The organism is Clostridia bacterium (genome assembly GCA_016887505.1).
In the GTDB taxonomy this organism is placed as follows: Bacteria; Bacillota; TC1; order TC1; family UBA5767; genus UBA5767.
On the sequence record CP069393.1, the window covers coordinates 1,968,186 to 1,992,492 of the forward strand.

Sequence of the window (24,307 nt, forward strand, 5' to 3'; positions counted from 1 at the left end):
ATGTGGATTGATACGCATGTTCATCTAAATGATGACCGGCTCTATGAACAAGCTGAGGACGTTCTTTTGCGGGCAAAAAAAGACAATGTCGGTTTGGTTATCAATGTATCATACGATCTTGAAAGTAGCCGAAGAGGTGTTGAACTAGCGCAAATCTATGAAAATGTATATACCGCTGTGGGGATGCACCCCCATGATGCAAAGGATTATACAGAAGCTTTTAAAGAAGAAATGTATCGATTGGCGAAAGACAATAAGGTAGTGGCATACGGTGAAATTGGACTAGATTACCACTATGATTTATCTCCTCGCGAATTGCAAAAGAAAGTTTTTGTGGATCAAATTCATTTGGCCAATGAGCTTTCACTTCCCGTAATCATACACAACAGAGAATCGCATGGGGATATGTTGGAGATACTGAAGAAAACTCCGATTGAAGGAAATACAGTCATGCATTGTTTTTCCGGAAGTGTGGAATTCATGAAGGAATGTGTTAAATTGGGGCTATACATATCTTTTGCTGGTCCGATTACCTTTAAGAATGCTCATAAGTTGCTTGATGTAGTGGCCGAGACACCGACTGAACGACTACTGGTAGAGACCGATTGTCCATATTTAACACCAGTTCCCTACCGTGGTAAAACCAATGAACCGAAGAATGTGACTTGGGTAGCGAAGAAGGTTAGCGAAATTAAAGGGATTCCTCTAGAAGAACTAGAAGTAATCCTTGAACAAAATAGCCGTACGTTTTTCAATCTATAAATCAAGGATTTTGTTAGGAAAAGGAGCAATTTTTGCTTTCCAATGGTCTGTTTTCTCTTTTTTTCAGCCATTTCCGACATATTTCCAAAATCTGATTGAATATTAGATAGAAAAATGTATAATACAAACAGAAATGATTTATCTGGAGGAAACCAAAATGATTAAGTACACTGAAAACCATGAATGGGTAAAAGTTGACGGAAGCAAAGTAACCATGGGCGTAAGTGAATATGCTCAAGACTCTATGGGCGACGTAGTTTTTGTTGAACTGCCTGAAGTTGATGATTCTTTTTCTAAAGGCGACGGCATGTCAACCATCGAATCTGTTAAAGCGGTATCTGATGTATATGCTGCTGTTAGCGGAACAATTGTTGAAGTCAATGAAGCACTGTTGGACGAGCCTGAGTTAATTAACTCTGACCCGATGGGTAAAGGCTGGTTGGTTGTAATTGATATGGAAGATGCAGCTGATCTTGAAGATTTAATGTCTGAAGAAGAATACGAAGCTTTTATCAAAGAGTAATCTTAAGATTAAACTAAGGAAGCAGCCGTAAGGCTGCTTTTTTTTGGGAGTGAAACGATGAAAGAAACACAAATTGGATGTACAAATTGTGGTATGCGCTGCCAAGTAGATATCACTCATGATGATGATACAGTCTACGATTGGCAAGGCAACAACTGTTCTCGTGGTGAAGAATATGCAATCAAGAGCTTAAAGCTTCCTTACCGCATGATGAAAACCTACCTTCGGGTAGAGGGTGGCAAGTTTGCGGCGGTTAAGGTCCGCTCTGTCGACCGAGTGGCGGAGGAACAATTCGACTCTTTGATGCGAACCCTGGCAACAAATTTAGTGAAGGCCCCACTTTCCAAAAAAGATATTGTAGAAATTGCTGGTATCCGTTTTGAAGTACTGGAAAATGTAGCAAAAAAATAAGAAGATTCAAGTGATGGAAGGCGTCCCCTGTGGTAGATGGTGATAAACTGTTTGCTACGAGGGGATTTTTATATGCCTAAAAAACCTTGTAATGAGCGAAATGCTGAAAAAAAGTAGCGTGGTAATAAAAGGGATATCAGATAATAGAGCCATGTTTGTGGATGATGTAAAAGATTTGTGAAAATGATAACTTTCTTAAGTAGGCCCTTCCCTTTACAAACTCGAAGAAAGTCGGAGATAATGATAGAGTACGAGAAAAAATGTGATGGGGTGATTCTAATGAGAAGAGTACTGACTACGTGTGGCTATTGCGGCTGTGGCTGCGGCTTGTACGTAAACATTGAAGATAATGAAATTTTGGGGGTTACACCGCAGGCAGGACATGTTGTCAGTAATGGCAGGCTGTGTGCGAAAGGCTGGCACGGATTTGGTTTTGTGCATAGCCCAAAACGCTTGAAGAAACCTTTGATTAAGAATTCCGATGGCTCATTTCGAGAAGTATCTTGGGAAGAAGCATATAAAGCAGTTAAAACGGGTTTTGAAAATGCCATGACTGGAGGAGACAACACTGATTCCATCGGCATACTCTCATCGGCGCGTTGCACCAATGAGGAAAACTTTCTAATGGCTAAATTGGCACGTGTCTCGTTGAAGACTAGTAGTATCGATCACTGTGCACGCTTGTGACACTCTCCTACAGTGGCCAGTATGGCTGCAGCGTATGGTAGTGGAGCAATGACCAATACAATTGCAGAGATATCCAAAGCGGATGTCATTATTGCAATTGGTACAAACACCACGGAACAGCACCCCTTGGTAGCAACGAGAATATTCGAAGCGCTAGAGGCTGGGGCTGAATTATTCGTAGTGGATCCTAGGCGTATCAGGTTAGCTGAATTTGCCGATGAATATGCAGAAATTGAGCCAGGCACCAATTTGGCTTTTGTTAATGCGCTTATTCATACCATTATCAAAGAAGACCTTTACGACCACGAGTTTGTGGCCGAAAGAGTTGAAAATTTTGAGGCAGTGAAAGAATCTGTCAAAGATTGTACTGCTAAATGGGCTGAGAAGATCACAAGAGTTCCAGCTGAAACGATTGAAAATATTGCTAGACGTTATGCCAAGGCTGACAAAGGTTCCGTTCTTTACGCTATGGGTATCACCCAGCAAAAGACTGGAACTAAAAATGTGGCGGCTCTTGCTAATCTAGTGATGATTACTGGAAATGTTGGCAAAGAAGGTGCCGGCCTTAATCCTTTGAGAGGTCAGAATAATGTACAGGGCGCATGTGATATGGGCGCACTGCCGAATGTTCTCCCGGGTTACAGAAAAGCAATTGAACCGGCTACCAAAGAAAAATTCAGCAAGGCTTGGGGAGATTTTTCCTGTCTTGATGGCAATAAGATTCCTGAGATGTTTGAACGAATTGATGAAGGAAAGATGAAGGCACTCTATGTAATGGGTGAAAATCCGGTGCTGTCTGATCCGGACCAACAGCATGTAATCCATTGCTTTGAAAAGGTTGACTTCATGGTAGTACAGGATATTTTCTTAACGGAAACGGCAATGTATGCTGATGTAGTTCTTCCTGGGGCCAGCTTTTTGGAAAAAGACGGTACTTTCACCAATACGGAAAGAAGAGTACAGCTTGTGCATAAAGCCTTGGAACCAGTCGGGGAATCCAAGGCGGACTGGTTGATCATCTTGGAGCTAATGCAGTTGTTTGGCTATGAAGGAAACTATGAACATCCTTCGGCCATCATGGATGAAATCAATACTTTAGTACCCCAATATGGAGGCATTACATATAGTCGTCTTCAGGAAATTGGTATACAGTGGCCTTGTCCTAGTCTGGACCATCCCGGTACGCCCTATTTGCATAAAGATAAATTTATTCGTGGTAAAGGACTAATGCAGGTCACCTCCTATGAGGAACCAGGGGAACATGTAGATGAAGAGTACCCCTTGATTATGACTACTGGCAGGGTGCATCATCACTACCACACAGGTACCATGACTAGAGAAATATGGGCTCTAGACCGTGAATATCCAGTTGCATTTGTAGAAATAAATACGGCAGATGCAGAAAAAATGGGATTGTGGGACCACCAGATGGTGACAGTTAGCTCAAGACGTGGATCCATTGTCGCCAAAACAAAAATTACAGATAACATTAAAGAGGGCGTGGTTTTCATTCCATTTCACTATGTGGAATCGCCTGTTAATAAGCTGACGAGCCAAATAGTAGATGCGGTTACCAAGATTCCGGAATATAAGGTAACGGCAGTCAAAATCGAGGTGGCAAAATGATTTATAAACTGAAAAAAACAGATTTGAATGCTCTGTTGGACGCCTGGAGTAAAAAACAGGACCTGCGTGTTCCTTATGGAAAAAAAGACAATGTGCAGCTTCTACCGTGGACGGGTGAGGCACCACAGTTGGATTATATTAATCTGGCTCTACCAGTTAAGGAGTTTATGTTTGAACAGAAGGAAGCACTTTTCTCTTGGGAAAAGAAAGAAGATTCCTTTGAAGTTAAGAATGAAGCTAAAACTGGTGTTGGGAAAAAAATCTTATTTGGAATTCGGGCCTGTGATACCTATGGTGTAGCCTATATGGATCGTTTCTATTTGGGTGAGTTCGAAGACACCAACTACAAGGCTCGTCGTGAAGCAACGACAATAGTGGGTTTGAACTGTTTAAAATCTGGGAAGAATTGTTTTTGTTCTTCGCAAGGGGTTGGACCATTTTCAAAAGCCGGTCATGATTTAGTGCTGACGGAACTTTCCGATTGCTATATTGTGGAAAGTGCTTCTGAAAAAGGAGACCGCCTAGTTGCCTGGGGTAAGGATTATTTAAAACTAGATAGTAAGCAAGAAGCCTCAGCTAAAAGGAAAGATGAGTTGGAAGAGAAGGTCAAGGAAGGATTTCAGGTTCAATTGGACCTAAGCAATATCCGGGAAGAATTGGCTAAAACGTTTAATGCAGATTTTTGGCAAGAAGAGGCTCATGCCTGCATCAGCTGTACAGGTTGTACGTCAGTTTGTCCCACCTGCACCTGTTTCAATGTAGTTGAAGAAGTGAATGAGGATTCCGGACGACGAGTCCGTTATTGGGATTCCTGCCAGAGTGAAAACTTCACTAGAAATGCAGGAAATCATAATCCAAGAAACAACATTTCAAGAGTACGCTATCGTATATATGACAAGTTGAAATATATTGAAGAGCGGTTTGGTTATAAAGGCTGTACCGGTTGTGGCCGTTGTATAAGCACGTGCCCTACCAATATCTCAATTCTTAAAATCATCAAGAGAGTACAGGATGAGGCAAGTAAACCGGAGGCCAAAACGATATCGACCCAAATCTCAGAGGTAGCCTATCAACGACCGGAAAAAGATATTGCCATGAATAAAAGCCTATATATGCCGGATGTAGCAACAATTACTAAAATTGTGGAAGAGACACCGCTCATAAAACACTTTTATTTAGAGTATGAAAACAAGGAATTGCATAAGAATTTCCAATTCAAGGGGCAATTCTTCCAAATTACGGTGTTTGGTGTTGGAGAAGTGGCAATATCGATTCCGTTCGGGCCTTCACAACGCGACCAATTTGATTTTTGTATTAAAAAAGTGGGCAGTGTTACCGAAAAACTGCACGAGATGAAACCTGGTGATAAGGTCGGTCTAAGGGGTCCGTACGGCAAGGGATTCCCCTATGAAGAAATTAAGGGAAGAGATATCTTGGTGATAGGCTCTGGAGTAGGACTTGCGCCAGTTCGTACGATGATTGTACAAATTATGGAGAATCGTGAAGAATTTGGTAAGGTCGTAATCATGGCTAGTGCCTTGCGTGATACGGGACTTATTTTGAAAGATGATTTAGAAGAGTGGAGTAAAGTTCCCAATGTAGAGGTAAAATATTCGTTAAAGTATCCTTCAGATACGATCGATGCATACACAGGATATATAAACGATTTATTGCCTGATTTGGGATTAGACTGGCATAACACAACAGCAGTTATTTGTGCATCACCTCGACGGATTAAGAAGGTTTCTAAGGATCTTTTAATTTTAGGGATGAAGGGTACCGATATTTTAACTACCCTAGAAACACATATGCGTTGTGGCGTTGGTAAATGTGGGCATTGTAAGGTAGGTACCCATTACATGTGCGTGGATGGACCAGTCTACAATTATGAAGAAATGTTGGCTTTGCCACCAGAATTTTAGAAGAACGGTTGAGGCAACGAACCTAAGGTTTCGTTGCCTCCTTTTTTGTATTTTGAACAAAGAAAAAGCAGGAATATGGGAAGATATCTCTAATTGAGAATGAGAAGCATTATATTCAAGGAGGAACTATGACAGCTTTGTTTTGTCTTATCAATCACCGGAACATTTCAACCCTGGTTGCAGCCAAGGCCTTACGTCCGGAAAAAATTTACTTGCTACATTCCGGTTCTACTGAAGATCTGAAAGATTTGGAAAACGTTACCTTGTTTTTCAACAACCTTTACCCAGACATGAAAATCATTCCCTACCAGATGGATTTCTATAATTGCAAGACCTTGCGCCAAGAGGTTCAGAAATTGAATCGTTTAGAAAGTGATATCATTCTAGATTTATCCAACGGTCATCCTGTAGCTGCTATGTTGCTTAGAGAGATAGCATCGGAACTTGAGATCCCCATCTTTGTCTTTTCCGAGCGAGATGAGCGAGCTATCATCATTGACCAAGGCGAATGTCATAGTATAGAAATAGAGGATGTGGACCTTCAGGTTGAAGATTTTGTGGAGAGTGGAGGCGGTAGCGTCTATGCTTCATCAACTAGTGTTTACGAGGCCCAGCCTGTCAAGAAGCTGCTCAAATGGCAAATTGCTCACCATGATCAATGGATGCAAACCAATTGGATTTTGAAAACCAAGGCCACTATGCGCACCTTAGACCAAAATCTAAAGAACAATTTAGTAGTAGTCAACACCCATAGGCTGAACAAAAAACAATATCAAAAGGTATTAGAATATCTAATCCTTTTGCACGAATACAGAATTGCTAAGTTTACCAAAACGGCGAAGTATGAATACTTGTTAGACTTTAAAGAGGAAGCCTTTAAACGTTATATCATGGGATATGGCTATTGGCTGGAGGCAGTTACTTTCTATGGTATGAAGCAGTTGCCCTTCCTAGATGATTTGAAAAGTGGCGTGAGTTTCTTCTGGGATGAAAGACGGCAACGAGTCAATAATGAAATTGATGTTTTGGCTGTATACAAAGAAAAGCTGGTATTAATATCTTGTAAGGATACCTCGAAATATACAGAAAAAGATTTAAATGAGCTGATTGTAAATGCAGAAGGTTTGGGTGGTGACTCTGCAATCCGGATTATGGTAGTCACCCAATGGCCGGATAAGGGCTCAATTCGAGCAAGGGCCAAGGAACTGGGTGTAAACTTAATTCGTTACGATGGAGATCTGACCCGTTTTGTAAAAGAACTAGGAGATATATTTGAAAAAGAAAGGCTCTAGCCTTTCTTTTTTTGTGATATTAGTGCAACTGTGAACCAGTAAAAGGTTTGTATGGGGTGAATGTGTCAGATAGCAGACTAGGCTCTAATAAAGTAAAAGCCAGCACGATAAGGCGCTGGCTTTTACTTTATAGGAGTTTACAAACCATCATTCATAGAGGTCGTGATTGTCTAATCTTTGTTTTTAATGACTAAGTAAATGCCCAATCCAATTAGTGCACAGGCAGTAATTACTGTGAACGATATTTGGGGAAAGAAATTTCTAAATAACAATAGAATACCCAATCCGATAATAAATAGTCCATTTCTAGTTTTATCTTGGGTTTTCTGGACTGTACCTGCATGCTGTGGCATTACAATCCAACAGACGATATACGCGAAGCCTGTAAAGATATTTAGGAACATCATGGCTACTAATAACAATCTGATTGGAAGGGGATCAACATTGAAATACTCGGCGAATCCGCTTGCAACACCTGCTAAGATGGGTTCAGAACCTTTTGTAAGACGCTTGCTCATGGCATACCTCCTTATTAGTTTAAATTGACGCCATTGGGTATTACTAACCAGGCAATCAGATAGGCCGGAAGACCAATACCGAAAAAGATTGATAGTGCCCAGATAATGCGAACGATGGTGGGGTCGATATCTAAGAATTCACCTAAGCCCCCACATACTCCTCCGATTTTTTTGTCTGTCTGGGACAGATACAATTTTTTACTCATAAATGTTTCCTCCATAATTGAATATCTTCCAAGTCTTTTTTAGCTCGGCTTTCTCTGGGTTCATTGTATCATAAAACGCAGAAGATACTGAACATAAACTAAAGGCGGTTTTATGTGAAAAAGACTTTGTTTGTCACTTTTGCCATGAGTGTGGGTGGTTTCAGTAGCTTGATAACTGCTATGGCCGCCATAAGTTCTAAAAGAGTTTAAAAAGGTATTGCAATAGGAAATAGAGATATCGCTTTGGACAGCTAGTAGTAAAAGGATTGTGATATAATATAACAAACATTGGAGCTGCAGGGAATCGCAAAACAATTGTGTTTTGAATACAAAAGTCATGAGTTTGAAGAAATAATGTCAAGATGGTGATGGGCTGTTCAATTGCTAAATTGCAGCTTTATATATTTACGGTTAAAATTAAATAGTGAACCTATTGTGAAACCGATACTCTTAGGAGGAACAAATGCCAATTCAAATAAATCGAAATAGTGGTATTCCGCTGTATTTGCAGTTAAAGAATCAGATTATTAAAGAAATAAGCAGTGGTGAGCTTAAGTTGGGTGATCGAATGGCGACTGAAAGAGAGCTTGCTAGTGAGATTAACGTCAGCAGAAAGACAGTGAGTCATACCTACAATGTATTGGAACAAGAGGGAGTTCTTATTTCCCACCAGGGAAAGGGAACTTTTGTAGCCGACGATACTACTGGATGGAAGACTTTCACAGATAAAGAAAGTGTTTTGAAGCTTGTAGACCTGGCCATTGAATCTGCTTTTGAACGCGATATTCCAACGGCGGACTTTTTAGATATTGTACGGGCCCGTGTCCAGGAAAAAGAAGCCTATCTTTCAGAGACACAGGCAATATTTGTTGAATGCAATATTGAACAGGCCCGTAGCTTTGCAGACCAACTGTCAGAAAAAACGCATTTCAAGCTGCTGCCTGTGACCGTGGCCGAACTAGCAGAAATGTCTATGAGTACCAAGCATGCGCTTGAAAAAGCAAAAGTGGTCGTCCCAACCTTTAACCATGTTAACGAAGTAATTGAAATACTAAAAAAACATGGAATCAAAAAGAAGGTTATGGGTGTGGCGATAAGCCCTGATTTGGAGACAATTGTTAAGATTGCTAAATATCCCGAAGATACCCAATTTGGGCTAGCTTGTTTATCTGAAGAATTCTTTTATAAAGTTGCGATGGCCTTAAAAACAGCTGGATTACATAACTTAAGGCTGAAACATACAAAATCACGAGATAGAAATGCCTTGGTGCGATTTCTGCAGGATGTTGATGTTGCCATTGTATCTCCTGGTAGATTAAAGGAGATTACTGAAATTGTTGGAGAAGATAAAGATGTCATTCGCTTTGACTACCATTTGGATGATAGTACCGTTAAACCAATAATATCGCGTTTGGTGGAAAATAGGTAAATGTTGGGGAAAGGCCGTGTTCATTTTAAATGAATACGGCTTTTTTTTATATTTTTTTTGGGGGATACCAATTCGGGAGTAGGGCGATTTCCAGGTCTGATTCAGAATATATTTTAGCGTTTATAAATGGGTTTAAACGAGGGTAAAGAAAGATGGCGAATGTGATTATGCCACGAAAAGCTCCGAGCCCAGAGTATAACAGCAGGAGTCCAATTCGAGATAAAATGCTAATATAGCTAAAGAAGGGGTACCAATGACTATAATATGCGTTGACCAAAGAGTCCACTAGTGCTACTATAATGGCGATTGGACACCAAATTGAGTCCAAATGGCAGAGCCAAGCAGATGCAGGAGGAAAAGAAATGAATGCAGTATTGGTTGTCGGAGTAATTGGTGCGGATTGTCATTCTGTAGGCAATAAGATTTTGGATTATGCTTTTAGTGAGGCAGGCTTCAAAGTAGTGAATATCGGCGTTTTGAGTTCACAGGAAGATTTCATCAATGCGGCGATTGAAACGAACGCAGATGCAATTATTGTTTCATCCCTATATGGCCATGGAGAAATGGATTGCAGAGGACTGAAAGCCAAGTGTATTGAGTCGGGTTTGGAAAACATTCTTCTCTATGTTGGAGGAAACTTGGTTGTAGGAAAACAAGATTGGGAGACTGTGGAACAACGTTTCTTAGAGATGGGATTTGACCGAGTTTATCCGCCCGGCACACACCCAGATACAGCGATGAAGGATTTGATTTTTGACCTAAGACTCAACATGATTCCGGAAGGAGGCAGTATGAATGGAGTGTATTCAGCTTATTGATTTTGGCAGTACTTATACAAAAGTGATTGTTGTAGATAAGCTGGCACAACAGATCGTTGCATCGGCTGAAACCAAAACAACTGTTGAAACAGATATCATGATTGGTTATGAAAAGGCCTTCGCTCAAGTAAAAGGGCAAGTTGGAGGAGAATGCGAATGGACGGATTGCTTGGTGTGTAGTAGTGCTGCCGGTGGTCTGAAAATGATTGCTTCCGGTTTGGTACCGGAGCTTACCTCTGAGGCAGCAAGGCTGGTTTGCCTTGGGTCTGGTGCAAAAATGCTTGAGGTGTTTAGCCAGAAATTAAGTTCCCAAGATATAGCCAATATAAAAAAGTTGAATCCAGATATAATTCTACTCGCGGGTGGAACAGATGGAGGAAATCAAGATTGCATCATACACAATGCTAAAAGGTTATCTGAAACGATTAAACAGATTCCGTACGTTGCAGCAGGAAACAAAAATGCCATGGACGACCTGGAGGCCATTTTTAACGAAAACGACGTGTACTATAAGATTACGGATAATGTGATGCCCGTGATGAATCAAGTCCAGATTGAACCGGCCAGAGAAGTTATTCGGAACATCTTTATGGAAAAGATAACAGAGGCTAAGGGACTAGGCAAGGCAAAAGAAAAACTATCTAGAGAAATTATCCCAACACCAATGGCTGTGCTACGAGCAGTGGAGCTATTGGCTAAGGGCACTGAGCATAGTAAAGGTTGGGGTCCCCTAATGGTTATAGACATTGGAGGCGCGACTACAGACGTTCATTCAGCCTGCGATGGATATCCGACACATTCTGGCACAATCATGAAAGGGCTGTTCGAACCCTTCTTAAAAAGGACGGTAGAAGGCGATCTAGGTATGCGTGTCAGTGCTGAATCCTTGAAGGATTCCGTAGGCGTGCGTACCCTAGAAGAACTCTCGCATGAGTCTTTTTCATATGTTACAGACCGGTGTAGCGTATTGAGTAACAATACAGAGCTATTGGCAACAAACAAAAGGGAAGTGGATTTCGATGAAAGCCTAGCTTCAGCGGCAGTAAAAGTAGCAGTCACAAGGCATGCTGGGTTGCTTGAATCTGTGTATACCCCTTTGGGGATGCTGTTTTATCAAACTGGTAAGGATTTATCATCTGTTAATACAATAATTGGAACAGGGGGTGTTTTAGCATATAGCAAAAATCCGGAAAAAATTCTGAAGCATAGTTTGATGGATAAAACAAAACCAGAACAGCTAATGCCGAAGAAAGCTAGATTCGTGGTAGATGGTGCATATATGATGTCAGCTGCAGGGCTACTTTCAGAACGGTACCCTGAACTAGCATTTAAACTAATGAGCGATTATCTTAAAAAAGTGGGGAAAAAAAATGAACCTCAAAAACAAAAAATGGTCAGAAGATCAGTTTCTTGAAGTGCGTAAAGAAGTATTATGCCAGTGGCCTACCGGTGCAGAAGTGGACTTGTTAGAATCGGTAGAATATCTAAAGAATTTGCCAAAAGAAAAAAACTTTGCGAAACGTCTTTTGAAAGCTAGAGGCAATCATGAGACTTTATTACAACCACGTGCTGGGGTAGCTTTGGTTGAAGACCAAATTGAGCTTTTACGGTATTTGCAAAATGAAGGGGGAGCAGACTTACTCCCGACGACCATTGACAGTTACACCAGACAGAATCGATTTAATGAATGTGAATCAGGCATTGTGGAGAGCCGAAAAGCTGGCCGCTCCATGTTAAATGGATTTCCGGCTGTGAACCATGGGGTATATGGTTGTCGAAAACTGTTAGAGTCGGTTGATCTTCCTATTCAAGCCCGCCATGGAACACCCGATGCCAGACTGTTGTCTGAAATAATCCACGCAGGTGGTTGGACATCGAATGAAGGTGGGGGCATTTCCTACAATATTCCTTATGCCAAAAGCGCTACCTTGGAGAAGAGTATTTACGACTGGCAATATTGTGACCGATTAGCAGGATACTACCAAGAAAGAAACATAGATATTAACAGAGAGCCATTTGGCCCATTGACCGGAACCTTAGTACCACCGGGCATCTCGAATGCGATTGCCATTATTGAAGGACTCTTGGCCGCTGAACAAGGTGTAAAACACATCACACTCGGATATGGCCAATGTGGCAATTTGACACAAGATGTAGCAGCAATGCGAGCCCTAGAGGAACAGGCGTTGGAGTATTTTCGTGAATATGGATACGATGTACAACTCACAACAGTGTTTCATCAATGGATGGGCGGATTTCCAGAAGATGAAGCCAAGGCCTTTGGCGTGATTTCTTGGGGAGCGGCAACAGCGGCTTTATCTGGGGCTACAAAAGTAATCGTTAAAAGTATTCAAGAGGCAGTGGGAATACCTACCCGTGAAGCCAATGCCCAAGGCATGAAAGCGACACGAGAAGTACTAAATCTTTTGAATGAGCAAAAGCTAAGCATGTCGAAGGACGTGGCGTCGGAGATGTTGGTCATTGAAGATGAAGTCAAATGTTTATTGGACGCTGTGCTTGAAACTGGCGAGGGAGACCTAGCCGTAGGCGTTGTGAATGCCTTCAAATATGGTATTTTGGATATTCCTTTCGCTCCTAGTATTTATAATGCCGGGAAAATATTACCAGCCAGGGATGTTAATGGTGCAGTACGTTATTTGTCGTATGGGAACCTACCAATATCGGGGGCTTTAAAAGAATACAACGATGATTTGTTGCAACAGCGCGCCTGCAAGGAGCATAGAGACGTAAATTTTCAGTTGGTAATTGATGACATTTTTGCTGTATCTACAGGTAGTTTAGTGGGCAATTCTCAAAGAGTGTAGCGGAGGGGAAATGAAAATCATAGATGTAGTTTGTTCAGAAGGACGCACAGGCTTTTATTTTGACGACCAAAAAGCGATCAAGGCGGGTGCTGCTATGGACGGCTTTAGGTATATTGGAGAAACGGCAACTGAGGGGTTCCTAGATATTCGCCAAGGAGGCGAGTCGGTTTCAATAATGCTTGTACTAGAGGATGGTCAAGTTGCTTTTGGTGATTGCGCCGCAGTTCAGTATTCCGGTACTGGAGGACGAGACCCACTCTTTTTGGCCCGGGATTTTATTCCAGTTATCGACAAGTCCATAAAGCCTAGACTTGTAGGAACTGATGTTGCTGAATTCAAAAGACTGGCGGAAAGCATCGACCAGATGAAAGTTAATGGTAAGCGACTACATACTGCCATTCGCTATGGGGTAACACAGGCCTTATTGGACGCTACGGCCAAATCGCAAAAACGGACCATGGCTGAAGTGATTTGCTCTGAGTATGGGTTGAAGCAAGAGCTAAAAGAAGTTCCAATTTTTACTCAATCTGGAGATGATCGCTACAACAATGTAGATAAAATGATTATTAAGGGAGCGGACGTACTACCGCATGGCTTGATAAACAACATGGAGCAAAAATTGGGTTTGCAAGGAGAAAAACTTCAAGAGTATGTAGTCTGGATCCGAAATAGAATCCAGGCGTTGAAATATAAAAAAGAGTATAAGCCGGTTCTTCATATCGATGTGTATGGCACAATTGGCTTGTTATTTAACAACGATACACAAGGTATGGCGCACTATCTTAAAAATCTAGGAGAACTTGCAAAACCCTTTAAGCTGCGCATTGAGGGGCCGATGGATATGGGTAATCGTGAACTGCAAATGAAAGCGCTACATGACTTAAGAAGGGATTTAATTAGCCTAGGAGCGGAGGTAGAGCTTGTTGCTGACGAATGGTGTAATACATTTGAAGATATTAAACTCTTCGTGGATAATAGGGCCGCAGATATGGTGCAGATTAAGACCCCTGATTTGGGGGGAATCAACAATGTGGTTGACGCTATTTTATATTGCAAGAAAAACGGGATTGGGGCCTACTGTGGAGGAACCTGCAATGAAACGGACCGGTCCGCACAAGTATGCACCAATATTGCTCTAGCTTGCGCCGCAGATCAATGCCTAGCGAAACCTGGGATGGGTGTAGATGAAGGATATATGATTGTATTTAATGAAATGAAGCGTGTGCTTGCGCTAACAGCGGCACATAAAAACCGTTGCTAATGGTTTAGTAGGGATTTTATTCCAAGGGAAAGTAGGTGTCCTATGAAGATAGAAAGACCATCTCAAGCCGGGTCGATGGAGTCCAATGATATTTTAATCATGCTTCATCCATCAAATCAAAGCATTCAGATTCAATTGGAAAGTAAAGTAAAAAAACAATTTGGCAAACATATTGAACAGGCAATAAAAGAGACACTAGACGAGGCTGGTGTCACTCAAGTATTGGTCGTTGCCAAGGATAGCGGAGCGCTCGATTATACCATAAAGTCTCGTGTACTGACTGCCCTAAGCCGCTCAATGGAAGGTCCTTCCTATGAGTGAAGTCCTAAGAAGCCTGCTGTTTATACCTGGCAATAATCCAGGCATGATTCAAAATGCAAGTGTATTTGATGCAGATGGTATAATTTTTGATTTGGAAGATGCTGTGAGCCTAGAGGAAAAGGATGCAGCCCGAACACTGATTTCCATGGCCCTGAAAACCTTTGATCTGAGTCCTAAAAAAATCATGGTCCGAGTTAATCCTTTGAATTCAGTATGGGGTCCAGAAGATGTGTTACGTATTGCATCCTGCCATCCTGATGCTATTTTACTTCCCAAAGCAGATGAAAAAGCCATAGAAGCGTGTGGAAAGCTTTTAGATGAGGTTGAAAAAAATAAAGGATTTGAAGCGAACAGCATTCGGATTTTTGCACTGATTGAGACGGCATTTGGTTTAGAACATGCGCGTGAAATCGTTGATGCTTCTTCTCGTCTGGATGGAATCTTGTTGGGTGGAGAAGATTATACGGCTGATATGCAAATAGTACGAACACGGGAGGGGTTGGAGCTGTCCTATGCCCGGGCCCGGCTAGCAAATCTATGCAAAGCATATGGACTGCAGTTTATTGATACACCTTTTACCGATGTAGATGATTTTGAAGGGCTGACATTCGATATACAAGAAGCAATCCGTTGGGGAGCAACAGGGAAGGCTGCGATTAATCCACGGCAAATCGAAAGGATCCAGCACGCATTTATGCCGACACAAAAAGATATTTTATGGGCTAAAGAAGTTTTGGAAGCTTGGAGTGAGGCGAAAAAACAAGGTAAAGGGGTCTGCTCCCTTCATGGGAAAATGATAGATTCGCCTGTGGTTGTCCGGGCGGAAAAAATATTGGAGAATGTGATGGCATATCGACAGAAGGAGGAAGCTTTGTCATGATAAACAGTATAGGGCGTGTTCTTCCGGAATACTCTGAAGGGTATGGTGAGATTCGACCTTTTGCAGGAATAAACAAGAACGTTTCAAATTCAGAATATATGAATAGAATAGACACGGTTAAAAAGCACAAAGCCAGTAAAAGGCGAAACAACCTAGCAGAATTGATTAGGGAACTTGAGATTAAAGATGGCATGACCTTATCCTTCCACCATCACCTTCGAAATGGGGACAAGGTTCTGAACATGGTAATGGAACAAGTCGCTGAAATGGGAATAAAAGACTTGACGATCGCAGCAAGTTCTTTATTTCCGGTGCATGCACCCTTGGTTGGATGGATTCAAAAAGGGGTCGTAACCAGCGTTATTGCTAGTTATATCTCTGGACCTGTGGCCCAGTCAATATCGCAAGGGGACCTAAAATATCCGGCAATTATGCATACCCATGGAGGCAGAGCTAGGGCTATAGAAAGCGGTGAACTAGTCATTGATATAGCTTTTCTCGGGGCTCCGACATCAGATTGCTGTGGAAATATCAATGGAGTGCAAGGTCCGGCAGCCTGTGGCACCTTGGGATATGCCGTCTCAGATGCGGAATATGCCAAGAAGGTAGTTGCTGTGACAGATAACCTTGTACCTTATCCAGCAGAAAGAGTTGCCATAAGTCAGGAATATGTAGACTATGTTTTGGTAGTTGACAGTATTGGTGACCCGGATGGAATCGTATCGGGAACTACTCAGATAACTAGAAATCCCCTCGGACTGAAAATTGCCGCCCAAGCGGTCAAGGTGATTGAAGCTTCTGGCTATCTGAAAGAGGGAATGTCATTCCAAACTGGGGCCGGAGGTACTTCCCTGGCGGTGGCCCATTTTCTAAAGGAGAAAATGCTTGAGGAGGGGCTCGTTGGTAGTTTTGCTTCTGGTGGGATTACTGGATGCCTAGTGGACATGTTTGAGCAAGGAATGTTTCGGGCCTTGCTAGATGTCCAATGCTTTGACCACGAGGCGATACGTTCGTTTCGTGAAAATAGCAGGCATCAAGCAATGTCCGCTTCCAAATATGGAAATCCCCATAATAAAGGTGCTGTAGTCGACCAGCTGGATGTAATGATTTTAGGAGCCACAGAGATTGACCAAGATTTTAATGTTAACGTAACCACAGGCTCAGACGGGTGCATTATGGGAGGCTCTGGTGGTCATAGTGATACGGCAGCAGGAGCAAAATTAGCAATCGTTGTGACTCAACTGGTTAAAAAAAGAAACCCCATCGTTAAAGAAAGTGTGACTACCGTCACGACACCAGGAGAAAGTATTGATGTTCTTGTAACTGAACGAGGAATCGCTGTCAACCCGAGAAGGGAAGACGTAAGAAAGCAACTGCTTCAGGCTGGTATCCACCTAGTAGATATCAAAAGGTTAAAAGAAATGGCCTATGAATTAACGGGAGAACCCCAAGCATTAGATAAAGATGGAAGAATTGTCGCTTTTGTTGAGTACCGAGATGGTACCCTGATTGATGTTGTAAGAAAGATATAGCGGCCCCAATATAGTGCTGGCTGATGTTGAAAGAAGAAGTGCTTCAACATAGTTTGCGGGCTGGCCTTCATCCATTGTGGATACCAATTGGATAACTTGAAAAAGAATAAAAAAAAAAGCCCTCATGGGGCTTTGGCGGGAATGTGTGGGAATCGAACCCACCTATGCCAGGATCACTGCCATACGACTGGAGTTGAAGTCCAGGTGAACCACCAGGTCCAATCCACTCCCACGCACGGACTCTATTATATAGAATACGGGAAAAAAATCAACAGATAACTTTCAGCAAATTCCCTAAGAGTGGAATACCACTGCGAATTTGTGCAGCACTAGCTTTTCCAAAAGCCAATCGGAAATAGCGATTGGGTGTTTGGTTCATGTAGTAAACATTGCCCGCATTGAGTCGGATACCCAATTTGGCGGCACGTTCTGCTAAAAGAGAACTGCTGACGCCTTCTGGCAACTCGAACCAGAGGCTAAATCCTCCTTGAGGCGGAATGTAGGTCACCTCGGGCGGGAAATGCTTGGCTACTTCTTGGGTTAGCAACTGATACTTACTTCTGTAGTGGGCGTTCATGGTCTTGAAGGCCGTGCTCCAATCCTCCGTCCGTAAATATAGGTCGATGACGCGTTGGGTTAGGCCAGCAGTTGAAAGGTCTGCCAGATATTTGTTAGTCCGGATTTGACCACTTAGCTCAGCAGGTGCGAGAACAAAGCCCAAACGCATACCCGGCATTAACAATTTAGCGATACTTTTGATATAGATTACTTGATTATTACTGTCTAATTCTTTTAATGTTTGCAGATTCTTACTTCCATAGGAAAACTCACTTAAAAAATCATCTTCTAGAATATAAAAGCGATATTGCTTGGCCAGGCTCAGCAATTTTTGTTTCTTCTGTAATGTCCAAGTTACACCAGTAGGGTTCTGGAAGCAGGGCATGGTGTAGAGAAATCGAATCTGATGTCTCTTAGCTCTTTCTTCAAGTTGAACCAAATCAAGTCCATCCGCCTTAAGAGGGATTTCTAAAATTTTGGCTCCTTGTGAACTAATAGTAGCCAAGGCGCCAGGATAGACTGGACTTTCGACGGCTACGACATCACCCCGGCGAATAAGTGCTTTACTAACGATATCTAGAGACTGCTGTGAACCGGAAGTGACATGGATATGGTCTGGACTTGCAGGAATGCTGCGTCTGCTTAACCATTGTGCCAAAGATTGTCTGAGCTGAAGGTATCCTTGGGCATCGGAAATACTGAAGGCGTAACCGCCTTCTTTTTTTAGAATCATATCTACCAAGTGCTTGTACGCCTCTAAGGGAAACAGTTCAGGTTCCGGGGAGTTACCCGTGAAATCAACTGCAATTGCTTCACTCATGTCAGGTAGCGACAAGGAATAGGAAGCAGGCTCCGCCTCTTGGACATGCTTGGTGGCAACATAGGTACCACTCCCTGGTTTGGAATAAACCAAATCTTGAATTTCCAGCTGTTTATAAGCACTTACGATGGTTCCGTTGTTCACAGCGAGGGCAGCAGATAATTTCCGAATGGGTGGTAATTTGCTGTGCGCGGCTACTTCTTCATCTAAAATCATTTTTTTGATAGCCTGAAAAATTTGGATATAATAGGGTAATTCACTCTCGTGATTGATTTGTATTTCTGAATATGGTCTCATGTGCACTCCTTTTTTTTAACTGTACCCGTACAATTATTGTAAGACATCTAATGAGAAAATGAAAGTAGAATTCCTAAGATGCAGATAATCAAAGGAATTTTTAGTTATGTATGTAGCCTGTCGGATTGCTAAAAGAGTATTCTCTATATATTGTATCATTACAATTCTCATTGCTACTTTCCTAGTATTGCATTCTTACAGATTCTGCACCATAATCGAACCATCTTAAGAAAAGAGGAGATTCGTAGTGAGAGACAAACGAGTTGAACGCTTAGTATTGACTGCTGTGATGATTGGGTTAACCACGGTAGCGACCATGGTAATTACCATTCCTGTTGTGGGCACCCAAGGATTCGTCAATTTCGGAGATGTAGTAATTTTTGTAACATCCATTCTTTTTGGTCCTCATGTAGGATTACTTGCGGGAGGCTTAGGCTCTTCTTTGGGAGATATATTACTCGGATATGCCCACTGGGCTCCCTATACACTAGTAATCAAAGGACTTGAAGGGCTTGTGGCGGGCTGGTTATCTTACCGGATGTTTTCTGGTGGAGGTATAAAGTGCATCCGGGGCGTACTGGGCTTAATTGCTGCTTCTTTCGTTATGATTGCTGGATATTATGTGGGTGGTGGCATTCTGTTTGGCTTTACGGTATCTTTATTATCCATACCGCAAAACGCATTTCAGGTTTTATTAAGTGCTGCGATTGCTATACCCTTGGCACTGGCCCTGAGTAAGGTAAAAATGGATATTCTGAAATGATATGCGTGAATCATAATGACACAATCCTACTAGACAAGTTATAATGGTGACAACCAAGGAGGACGATTATGAAAATTGCATTAATAGCACACGACAACTTAAAGAAATCTTTGATTGCCTTTTGCAAAAAACACAAAGCTTATCTTGGGTCGCAAGAGTTGGTAGGAACGGGAACTACGGGGCGACTCATTGAAACACATACAGAGATGAAGGTAGAAAAGTGTTTATCCGGTCCATATGGTGGCGACCAACAGATCGGTGGCATGATTGCCAAGGAAGAAATTGGACTGGTAGTATTTTTTCGTGATCCCTTAACGGCACAACCACATGAGCCAGATGTATCTGCCTTGCTTCGGCTTTGTGATGTGCACAACATACCCTGCGCTACCAATAAAAGTACAGCGGAACTAATTTTTAAGGCACTAGAACAGGAAAGAAACAAATTGTAATAAGCCCCTATAGGGCTTATTTTCTTATCTTGACGAGACCGGAGCTAAAGAGTAATCTTTACATATGAAATGAAAAAAGGAGATAGGAATGGTAAGAATAATCACCGAGACGACATGTGATGTATCACTAGAGATATTGAATGAATGGAATGTTGAAACATTACCTATGTTTGTGACATTGGACGGTGCGGAATACCGCGACCAATATGATATATCACCCGTGGACTTCTTTGATATGCTCGAAAAAACCGAGGGATTGCCGACGACCACACAGATTACACCGAATAGATATGAAGCCATTATGAAAGATGTAAAAGACAAGAAGGAAGAAGCATTGTTTTTGGTGTTTTCCTCTGGCTTGTCAGGGTCTTATCAGTCTTGCCTTGTTGCTCAGCAGATGGTGGACTATGAAGGTATTCGAGTAGTAGACACCAAGGCGGCCTGTGGCGGCCAGGGACTAATTGTTTATGAAATTCAAAAAAGAGCGGCACAAGGTCTATCCTTAGCGGAACTGACCGAGGCTGCTGAATGGATGTCCACACATATTGAACATCTGGTTATGGTGGAGAATTTGGAAATGTTACGACGCGGCGGCCGCATCAGTGGCGTGGCAGCCTTTATGGGTGGCGTGATGAACATTAAACCATTGATTCATATGGTGGATGGAAAGCTGCTACCGTTTGCCAAAGTAAAAGGGCAGAGGAAGGCTTTAAAGCACTTGATTCTTGAAATGGAGAAGCGCGGTAAGGATTTGGAACAACAAAAAATCTTCATTACCCACGCTGCCAATCCCAAGGGAGCTCAAATGCTTGCAGATGAATTAAAGGAGATGTTAGGTTTGAGTAATATCTTTATAACCGAGATGGGTGCAACGATTGGCTCACATACCGGAAGGGGTGCTGTTACCCTGTATTTTTTCAGTGAGGCACCATAAATGAGTAATGATGGTAAATGGTATCTTACAAAAGTAAAAAAAACCTGTAAGCAATATGCGATGATTGAGGACGGGGACCGGGTAGCAGTTGGAATCTCAGGTGGTAAGGATAGTTCGGCTCTTCTGTATATAATGGAGGAGTTGCAACGACATTTACCCGTTAATTTCGAAGTGTATCCGATTTATGTGGATCTTGGCTTTGGCATGGAAATGCTAGAATTGGAAAAATTCTGCTCTACGCTTGGCTACGAATTACACACCCAAAAAACCCAAATTCAAGAAATTGTTTTTGAAATTCGAGAAGAGAAGAACCCTTGCTCTTTATGCGCTAAAATGCGTAAGGGTGCATTAGTGTCGAAAGCTAAGGAGCTAGGTTGTAACAAGCTAGCGCTAGGACATCATTTGGATGATGCAGCCGAAACCTTTTTCTTGAATCTGCTTTATACTGGGAAGTTGGGTTCCTTTGCTCCAAAATTGTACTTAGACCGACGTGATATCACAATGATTCGTCCCATGGCCTATTTAACAGAAAAGACAATCCAATCAATGGTCAATAGTAAGGGATTGCCCCAGGTGAAAAATGAGTGCCCGGTAGATGGTATTACCAAACGGGAAGAGATGAAAGCATTTGTGAAGGGATTAGAGATGCAATATCCTGATTTTAAGGATAAATTCAAGAGTGCCCTAGAGAATATCGACAAAAGTGGTATTTGGGCCTTGTTAAATGAGGAACAGTGAAGGTTTCTTTTTGAAAGGAAGTAAGAAAAATGTTTGACATCAAGATCGCGGGTGCAACTGTGTTTGATGGAAGCGGCGCGGCTAGAGAAAAACTGGATGTAGCTATTAAAGATGGAGCAATAGTTGAAGTAGCAAAGGGGATTGAAGGAACGGCCAAACGAGTGATAGATGCGAGGGGGCTATGTCTTTCTCCTGGATTTATCGACATGCACGCTCACACGGATTTATTGTCTTTTCGTGAGGAGCCGGTACGTAGTTCCCGCGTGATGCAGGGCATTACGACTGACTGCTCTGGGCAGTGCGGTATGTCAGCTGCTCCCTACAGGAAAGATATGACAGATTGGAAAGCATATTTTCTACCAGTTATAGGGGATGCCAAAGAGGCAAGCTGGAATTGGCCTACTTTCGGTGAATTTCTAGCAGAAGTAGAACAACGCCCCATGTTGCATAACCAAACATTTCTTGTATCCCATGGGTCGATTCGGGCTAGCGTAGTTGGCCTGAAGGATGAAGTAATTACGCCAGAACTCATGCAAGGCATGAAAGATATGTTGCGAAAGTCCTTGTCTGCAGGTGCTTTTGGTATGTCATTTGGACTCTCCTATTTACCAGGAATGTATACAGATAAAAGTGAAATCTTGGAACTAGCGAAAGTTCTTGCTGAAGAGAATCGGGTCTTTATGGTTCACATCCGCAGTCATTCGGACCGCATGACCGAGGCTGTTGAGGAGATGATCGAAATTACACGCCTAAGTGGCGTTAAGATGCATATTTCTCATTTGAAGTCATACGGCAAAGAAGAATTTGGCCTAACACCAGAAGAAATTCTAGAGATGCTCGAATCTGCTTGGGATGAGGGCTTAGACATTACCTATGATGAACACCCATATAGTGGTGGAAGCACCACACTCTCTCAAGTCCTCCCACCTTGGATTAGAAATGGTGGTGCAGCCATGATGTGTAAACGCCTCAACGATCCGGCCTGCTTAGAGCGCTTGGAAGAAGAACTATCGGATCCAGGTTTCGGCATACCTGGGTGGGACAATTTTTCAGCGATAGCAGGATGGGATAAGATTTTGGTAAGTTCAGTATTTAAAGAGGAAAACAACAAGTATGCCAATAAGACCATAGCGGACATTGCCCACGAACTGAATGTATCAGCAACAAGAGCTGCTGCTAAGGTGATTGCTGAGGATGAAGGCAAGAGTGCGATGATGATGTTGGATATATTTAGTGATGAGGATTTGGCTAAAATGATGGCTTCCAAAGTTGCGATGGTTGGTTCCGACGGGATACCGACGGGCAGAAGTCACCCAAGACTCTATGGAACCATGCCACTCTTTTTCCAAAAAATGGTAAAGGAACAGAAAGTATTCACGATGGAAGAAGCAGTACGTCGTGTTACTTCTCTTTCAGCATCTAGATTGGGACTTACTGACCGTGGCTTGATTAAACCAGGATACATGGCTGATCTTGTATTGTTTGATGAGAAAAGCCTTGGCGTAGAGGAAGATTATATGGCAGAACTTAGTCTTCCACTTGGTATACGTGAAGTATTTGTGAATGGAGCAAGTGCAAGCGAAGAAAAAGGAAGATTACTACGCGCTGGTGCATAAGTTCTTGTCTAAACAAGCCCGAGCGATTAAAATGAATAAAAACAAGGAGAAATACTATGAAACAGACATTTGGAATTCTAGTAGTCAATCGCCCGACCGTACTTAATCATATCGCGGGCTTGATAAGCCGAAGAGGGTACAATATCATCAGCATTGCTGCAGGTGCCTGTGAGGATCCACGTCTTACCAGAATTACCTTGGTCGTGGATTGCGAAGAAGAAAATGTAGACCAGATTCGGAAGCAACTAGTTAAATTGGTGGATACAGTGTATGTAGCTGATTTGACCAAAACAAAATCAATTGAGCGAGAATTGGCCCTGATCAAAGTGAAAGCGGAAGCAAAAGACCGTTCAGCGATTGTAGATATTGCGAACATCTTTGGTGCTAAGATTGTTAGTGCCCACACCGCCACCATGGTTATTGAAACATCTGGCAGTCCGGAGACGATAGATGCTTTGATCGTACTAATGGAAGAACGAGGAATTTTGGAAATTACCCGCACTGGTGTTATCGTGATGGCACGAGAAGAAGAATTGACCAAGTGCTAGTAGTTGTGTAGCGAGTTTGTGAAAAAATGATAGAGGAATTCACTTCTCAACGACGAATAAATACATAGTTACGAAACTATATTTTAGAAAGGAAGTGAAACGATGATATTTCGATGTACTATATGTGGATATTTACATGATGGCAATGAACCGCCGGAAGTTTGCCCTAAATGTGGAGCTGATAAAAGCAATTTTGTGGAAGTAGCTCAAGATGAGGCGGATAAGATAATTCGAGCACGTTTTACCAATGACCTCCATTTGCAGTTGTCTTCTTCTTTAGACACCATTATTATGATTACGGAAGAGGGCATAAGTGATGACTTGGACCCTGGCTGTGTGGATATTTTTTCCAAAACAAGGAACTGGGCCTTGCAAAGCAAGAAGATGATTACGGCTGAACTTGCGACTCATGTGAAAAAAGGAAAATGGAATTAATAAAGTCTTGCGGCGTTTGCCGCAAGACTTTTCTATATATAATCATAAATTATGCTTATGGTCTTTAAATTTTTATACTTTAGCGTTAGAATGGTTTGGACGTAGAATGCATTAGACGTAGCTACAATGGGAGGAA

General features: G+C 42.2%; 24 protein-coding genes and 1 tRNA gene. 21 read left to right on the forward strand and 4 right to left on the reverse strand.

Translation table 11 applies throughout. The features are described 5' to 3' along the window. The 6 genes from JR334_09350 to JR334_09375 all read left to right on the forward strand — a co-directional run bounded on the left by JR334_09350 (position 1) and on the right by JR334_09375 (position 7,223). Positions 1 to 762: a TatD family hydrolase gene (locus JR334_09350; GenBank protein ID QRN85153.1), complete on the forward strand. Its 762-nt coding sequence runs from the start codon at positions 1 to 3 to the stop codon at positions 760 to 762. Positions 763 to 895: 133 nt separating this feature from the next. Then, positions 896 to 1,285, forward strand: coding sequence for a glycine cleavage system protein GcvH (gene gcvH / locus JR334_09355; protein ID QRN85154.1), 390 nt, complete (start codon positions 896 to 898; stop codon positions 1,283 to 1,285). 57 nt (positions 1,286 to 1,342) lie between these two features. After that, entirely contained in the window at positions 1,343 to 1,696 is a 354-nt protein-coding gene (locus JR334_09360) for a DUF1667 domain-containing protein (protein ID QRN85155.1), read from the forward strand. Positions 1,697 to 1,975: 279 nt separating this feature from the next. Then, complete coding sequence (gene fdhF, locus JR334_09365; protein QRN85156.1) at positions 1,976 to 4,009, forward strand: formate dehydrogenase subunit alpha; 2,034 nt, start codon at positions 1,976 to 1,978, stop codon at positions 4,007 to 4,009. Continuing rightward, positions 4,009 to 5,931 carry a 4Fe-4S dicluster domain-containing protein gene (locus JR334_09370; protein ID QRN86906.1) on the forward strand — a complete coding sequence of 641 codons (1,923 nt, stop codon included), beginning with the start codon at positions 4,009 to 4,011 and terminating at the stop codon, positions 5,929 to 5,931. Before fdhF ends, JR334_09370 begins: the two co-directional genes overlap by 1 nt. A 128-nt stretch (positions 5,932 to 6,059) precedes the next feature. After that, on the forward strand, positions 6,060 to 7,223 hold the full coding sequence (locus tag JR334_09375) for a DUF1887 family protein (GenBank protein ID QRN85157.1): 1,164 nt from the start codon (positions 6,060 to 6,062) through the stop codon (positions 7,221 to 7,223). Between the two features lie 170 nt (positions 7,224 to 7,393). Here JR334_09375 and JR334_09380 read toward each other — a convergent pair whose 3' ends face one another. Both JR334_09380 and JR334_09385 read right to left on the reverse strand, forming a co-directional pair. Beyond that, positions 7,394 to 7,741 carry a PspC domain-containing protein gene (locus tag JR334_09380; protein QRN85158.1) on the reverse strand — a complete coding sequence of 116 codons (348 nt, stop codon included), beginning with the start codon at positions 7,739 to 7,741 and terminating at the stop codon, positions 7,394 to 7,396. A gap of 14 nt (positions 7,742 to 7,755) precedes the next feature. Then, a complete protein-coding gene (locus JR334_09385) occupies positions 7,756 to 7,947 on the reverse strand; it encodes a PspC domain-containing protein (GenBank protein ID QRN85159.1) in 192 nt (63 codons plus the stop codon). A 463-nt stretch (positions 7,948 to 8,410) separates the two neighbouring features. Here JR334_09385 and JR334_09390 point away from each other — a divergent pair, with 463 nt between their 5' ends. The 8 genes from JR334_09390 to citF all read left to right on the forward strand — a co-directional run bounded on the left by JR334_09390 (position 8,411) and on the right by citF (position 17,013). Further along, entirely contained in the window at positions 8,411 to 9,376 is a 966-nt protein-coding gene (locus tag JR334_09390; protein QRN85160.1) for a GntR family transcriptional regulator, read from the forward strand. A gap of 362 nt (positions 9,377 to 9,738) precedes the next feature. Continuing rightward, positions 9,739 to 10,194, forward strand: coding sequence for a methylaspartate mutase subunit S (locus tag JR334_09395; GenBank protein ID QRN86907.1), 456 nt, complete (start codon positions 9,739 to 9,741; stop codon positions 10,192 to 10,194). Next, the gene (locus JR334_09400) at positions 10,172 to 11,608 is read left to right on the forward strand and encodes a glutamate mutase L (GenBank protein ID QRN85161.1); all 1,437 of its coding nucleotides are present in this window, start codon (positions 10,172 to 10,174) and stop codon (positions 11,606 to 11,608) included. The genes JR334_09395 and JR334_09400 overlap by 23 nt, the downstream gene beginning before the upstream one ends. After that, positions 11,565 to 13,019 (forward strand): methylaspartate mutase subunit E, encoded by a 1,455-nt coding sequence (locus JR334_09405; protein ID QRN85162.1) that lies wholly within the window; start codon positions 11,565 to 11,567, stop codon positions 13,017 to 13,019. Before JR334_09400 ends, JR334_09405 begins: the two co-directional genes overlap by 44 nt. Positions 13,020 to 13,029: 10 nt before the next feature. Continuing rightward, positions 13,030 to 14,280 (forward strand): methylaspartate ammonia-lyase, encoded by a 1,251-nt coding sequence (locus JR334_09410; protein ID QRN85163.1) that lies wholly within the window; start codon positions 13,030 to 13,032, stop codon positions 14,278 to 14,280. A 42-nt stretch (positions 14,281 to 14,322) separates the two neighbouring features. Continuing rightward, positions 14,323 to 14,601 (forward strand): citrate lyase acyl carrier protein, encoded by a 279-nt coding sequence (gene citD / locus JR334_09415; protein QRN85164.1) that lies wholly within the window; start codon positions 14,323 to 14,325, stop codon positions 14,599 to 14,601. Further along, positions 14,594 to 15,481 carry a CoA ester lyase gene (locus tag JR334_09420; protein QRN85165.1) on the forward strand — a complete coding sequence of 296 codons (888 nt, stop codon included), beginning with the start codon at positions 14,594 to 14,596 and terminating at the stop codon, positions 15,479 to 15,481. Before citD ends, JR334_09420 begins: the two co-directional genes overlap by 8 nt. Further along, positions 15,478 to 17,013 carry a citrate lyase subunit alpha gene (citF, locus tag JR334_09425; protein ID QRN85166.1) on the forward strand — a complete coding sequence of 512 codons (1,536 nt, stop codon included), beginning with the start codon at positions 15,478 to 15,480 and terminating at the stop codon, positions 17,011 to 17,013. Before JR334_09420 ends, citF begins: the two co-directional genes overlap by 4 nt. A 133-nt stretch (positions 17,014 to 17,146) precedes the next feature. On the opposite strand, the gene JR334_09430 is transcribed toward citF, so the two are convergent. Together JR334_09430 and JR334_09435 are read right to left on the reverse strand one after the other, a co-directional pair. Further along, positions 17,147 to 17,244: transfer RNA gene (locus JR334_09430), tRNA-Sec, on the reverse strand. 37 nt (positions 17,245 to 17,281) lie between these two features. Continuing rightward, positions 17,282 to 18,688 carry a PLP-dependent aminotransferase family protein gene (locus tag JR334_09435; protein QRN85167.1) on the reverse strand — a complete coding sequence of 469 codons (1,407 nt, stop codon included), beginning with the start codon at positions 18,686 to 18,688 and terminating at the stop codon, positions 17,282 to 17,284. 247 nt (positions 18,689 to 18,935) lie between these two features. On the opposite strand from JR334_09435, the gene JR334_09440 reads away from it, so the two are divergent. The 7 genes from JR334_09440 to JR334_09470 all read left to right on the forward strand — a co-directional run bounded on the left by JR334_09440 (position 18,936) and on the right by JR334_09470 (position 24,171). Next, entirely contained in the window at positions 18,936 to 19,451 is a 516-nt protein-coding gene (locus JR334_09440) for an ECF transporter S component (GenBank protein ID QRN85168.1), read from the forward strand. Positions 19,452 to 19,519: 68 nt separating this feature from the next. Beyond that, positions 19,520 to 19,900, forward strand: coding sequence for a methylglyoxal synthase (locus JR334_09445; protein QRN85169.1), 381 nt, complete (start codon positions 19,520 to 19,522; stop codon positions 19,898 to 19,900). An 88-nt stretch (positions 19,901 to 19,988) separates the two neighbouring features. Then, entirely contained in the window at positions 19,989 to 20,834 is an 846-nt protein-coding gene (locus tag JR334_09450; GenBank protein ID QRN85170.1) for a DegV family protein, read from the forward strand. Then, positions 20,835 to 21,572, forward strand: coding sequence for a tRNA 2-thiocytidine biosynthesis protein TtcA (locus JR334_09455; GenBank protein QRN85171.1), 738 nt, complete (start codon positions 20,835 to 20,837; stop codon positions 21,570 to 21,572). 29 nt (positions 21,573 to 21,601) lie between these two features. Beyond that, entirely contained in the window at positions 21,602 to 23,188 is a 1,587-nt protein-coding gene (locus JR334_09460; protein ID QRN85172.1) for a D-aminoacylase, read from the forward strand. Between the two features lie 56 nt (positions 23,189 to 23,244). Continuing rightward, positions 23,245 to 23,736: an acetolactate synthase small subunit gene (gene ilvN, locus JR334_09465; GenBank protein ID QRN85173.1), complete on the forward strand. Its 492-nt coding sequence runs from the start codon at positions 23,245 to 23,247 to the stop codon at positions 23,734 to 23,736. A 102-nt stretch (positions 23,737 to 23,838) separates the two neighbouring features. After that, positions 23,839 to 24,171: a rubredoxin gene (locus JR334_09470; GenBank protein QRN85174.1), complete on the forward strand. Its 333-nt coding sequence runs from the start codon at positions 23,839 to 23,841 to the stop codon at positions 24,169 to 24,171. The last annotated feature ends 136 nt before the right edge of the window (positions 24,172 to 24,307 follow it).

Bases quoted from the DNA above. Each gene is read 5' to 3' on its own strand.
- JR334_09375 (QRN85157.1), top strand. From the start codon at position 6,060: ATGACAGCTTTGTTTTGTCTTATCAATCACCGGAACATTTCAACCCTG.
- JR334_09445 (QRN85169.1), top strand. From the start codon at position 19,520: ATGAAAATTGCATTAATAGCACACGACAACTTAAAGAAATCTTTGATT.
- ilvN (QRN85173.1), top strand. From the start codon at position 23,245: ATGAAACAGACATTTGGAATTCTAGTAGTCAATCGCCCGACCGTACTT.
- JR334_09385 (QRN85159.1), bottom strand. From the start codon at position 7,947: ATGAGTAAAAAATTGTATCTGTCCCAGACAGACAAAAAAATCGGAGGA.
- JR334_09350 (QRN85153.1), top strand. From the start codon at position 1: ATGTGGATTGATACGCATGTTCATCTAAATGATGACCGGCTCTATGAA.
- JR334_09380 (QRN85158.1), bottom strand. From the start codon at position 7,741: ATGAGCAAGCGTCTTACAAAAGGTTCTGAACCCATCTTAGCAGGTGTT.
- JR334_09400 (QRN85161.1), top strand. From the start codon at position 10,172: ATGGAGTGTATTCAGCTTATTGATTTTGGCAGTACTTATACAAAAGTG.
- JR334_09420 (QRN85165.1), top strand. From the start codon at position 14,594: ATGAGTGAAGTCCTAAGAAGCCTGCTGTTTATACCTGGCAATAATCCA.
- JR334_09360 (QRN85155.1), top strand. From the start codon at position 1,343: ATGAAAGAAACACAAATTGGATGTACAAATTGTGGTATGCGCTGCCAA.
- citF (QRN85166.1), top strand. From the start codon at position 15,478: ATGATAAACAGTATAGGGCGTGTTCTTCCGGAATACTCTGAAGGGTAT.
- JR334_09470 (QRN85174.1), top strand. From the start codon at position 23,839: ATGATATTTCGATGTACTATATGTGGATATTTACATGATGGCAATGAA.
- JR334_09455 (QRN85171.1), top strand. From the start codon at position 20,835: ATGAGTAATGATGGTAAATGGTATCTTACAAAAGTAAAAAAAACCTGT.
- JR334_09460 (QRN85172.1), top strand. From the start codon at position 21,602: ATGTTTGACATCAAGATCGCGGGTGCAACTGTGTTTGATGGAAGCGGC.
- citD (QRN85164.1), top strand. From the start codon at position 14,323: ATGAAGATAGAAAGACCATCTCAAGCCGGGTCGATGGAGTCCAATGAT.
- JR334_09405 (QRN85162.1), top strand. From the start codon at position 11,565: ATGAACCTCAAAAACAAAAAATGGTCAGAAGATCAGTTTCTTGAAGTG.
- gcvH (QRN85154.1), top strand. From the start codon at position 896: ATGATTTATCTGGAGGAAACCAAAATGATTAAGTACACTGAAAACCAT.
- JR334_09390 (QRN85160.1), top strand. From the start codon at position 8,411: ATGCCAATTCAAATAAATCGAAATAGTGGTATTCCGCTGTATTTGCAG.
- JR334_09395 (QRN86907.1), top strand. From the start codon at position 9,739: ATGAATGCAGTATTGGTTGTCGGAGTAATTGGTGCGGATTGTCATTCT.
- JR334_09450 (QRN85170.1), top strand. From the start codon at position 19,989: ATGGTAAGAATAATCACCGAGACGACATGTGATGTATCACTAGAGATA.
- JR334_09410 (QRN85163.1), top strand. From the start codon at position 13,030: ATGAAAATCATAGATGTAGTTTGTTCAGAAGGACGCACAGGCTTTTAT.
- JR334_09435 (QRN85167.1), bottom strand. From the start codon at position 18,688: ATGAGACCATATTCAGAAATACAAATCAATCACGAGAGTGAATTACCC.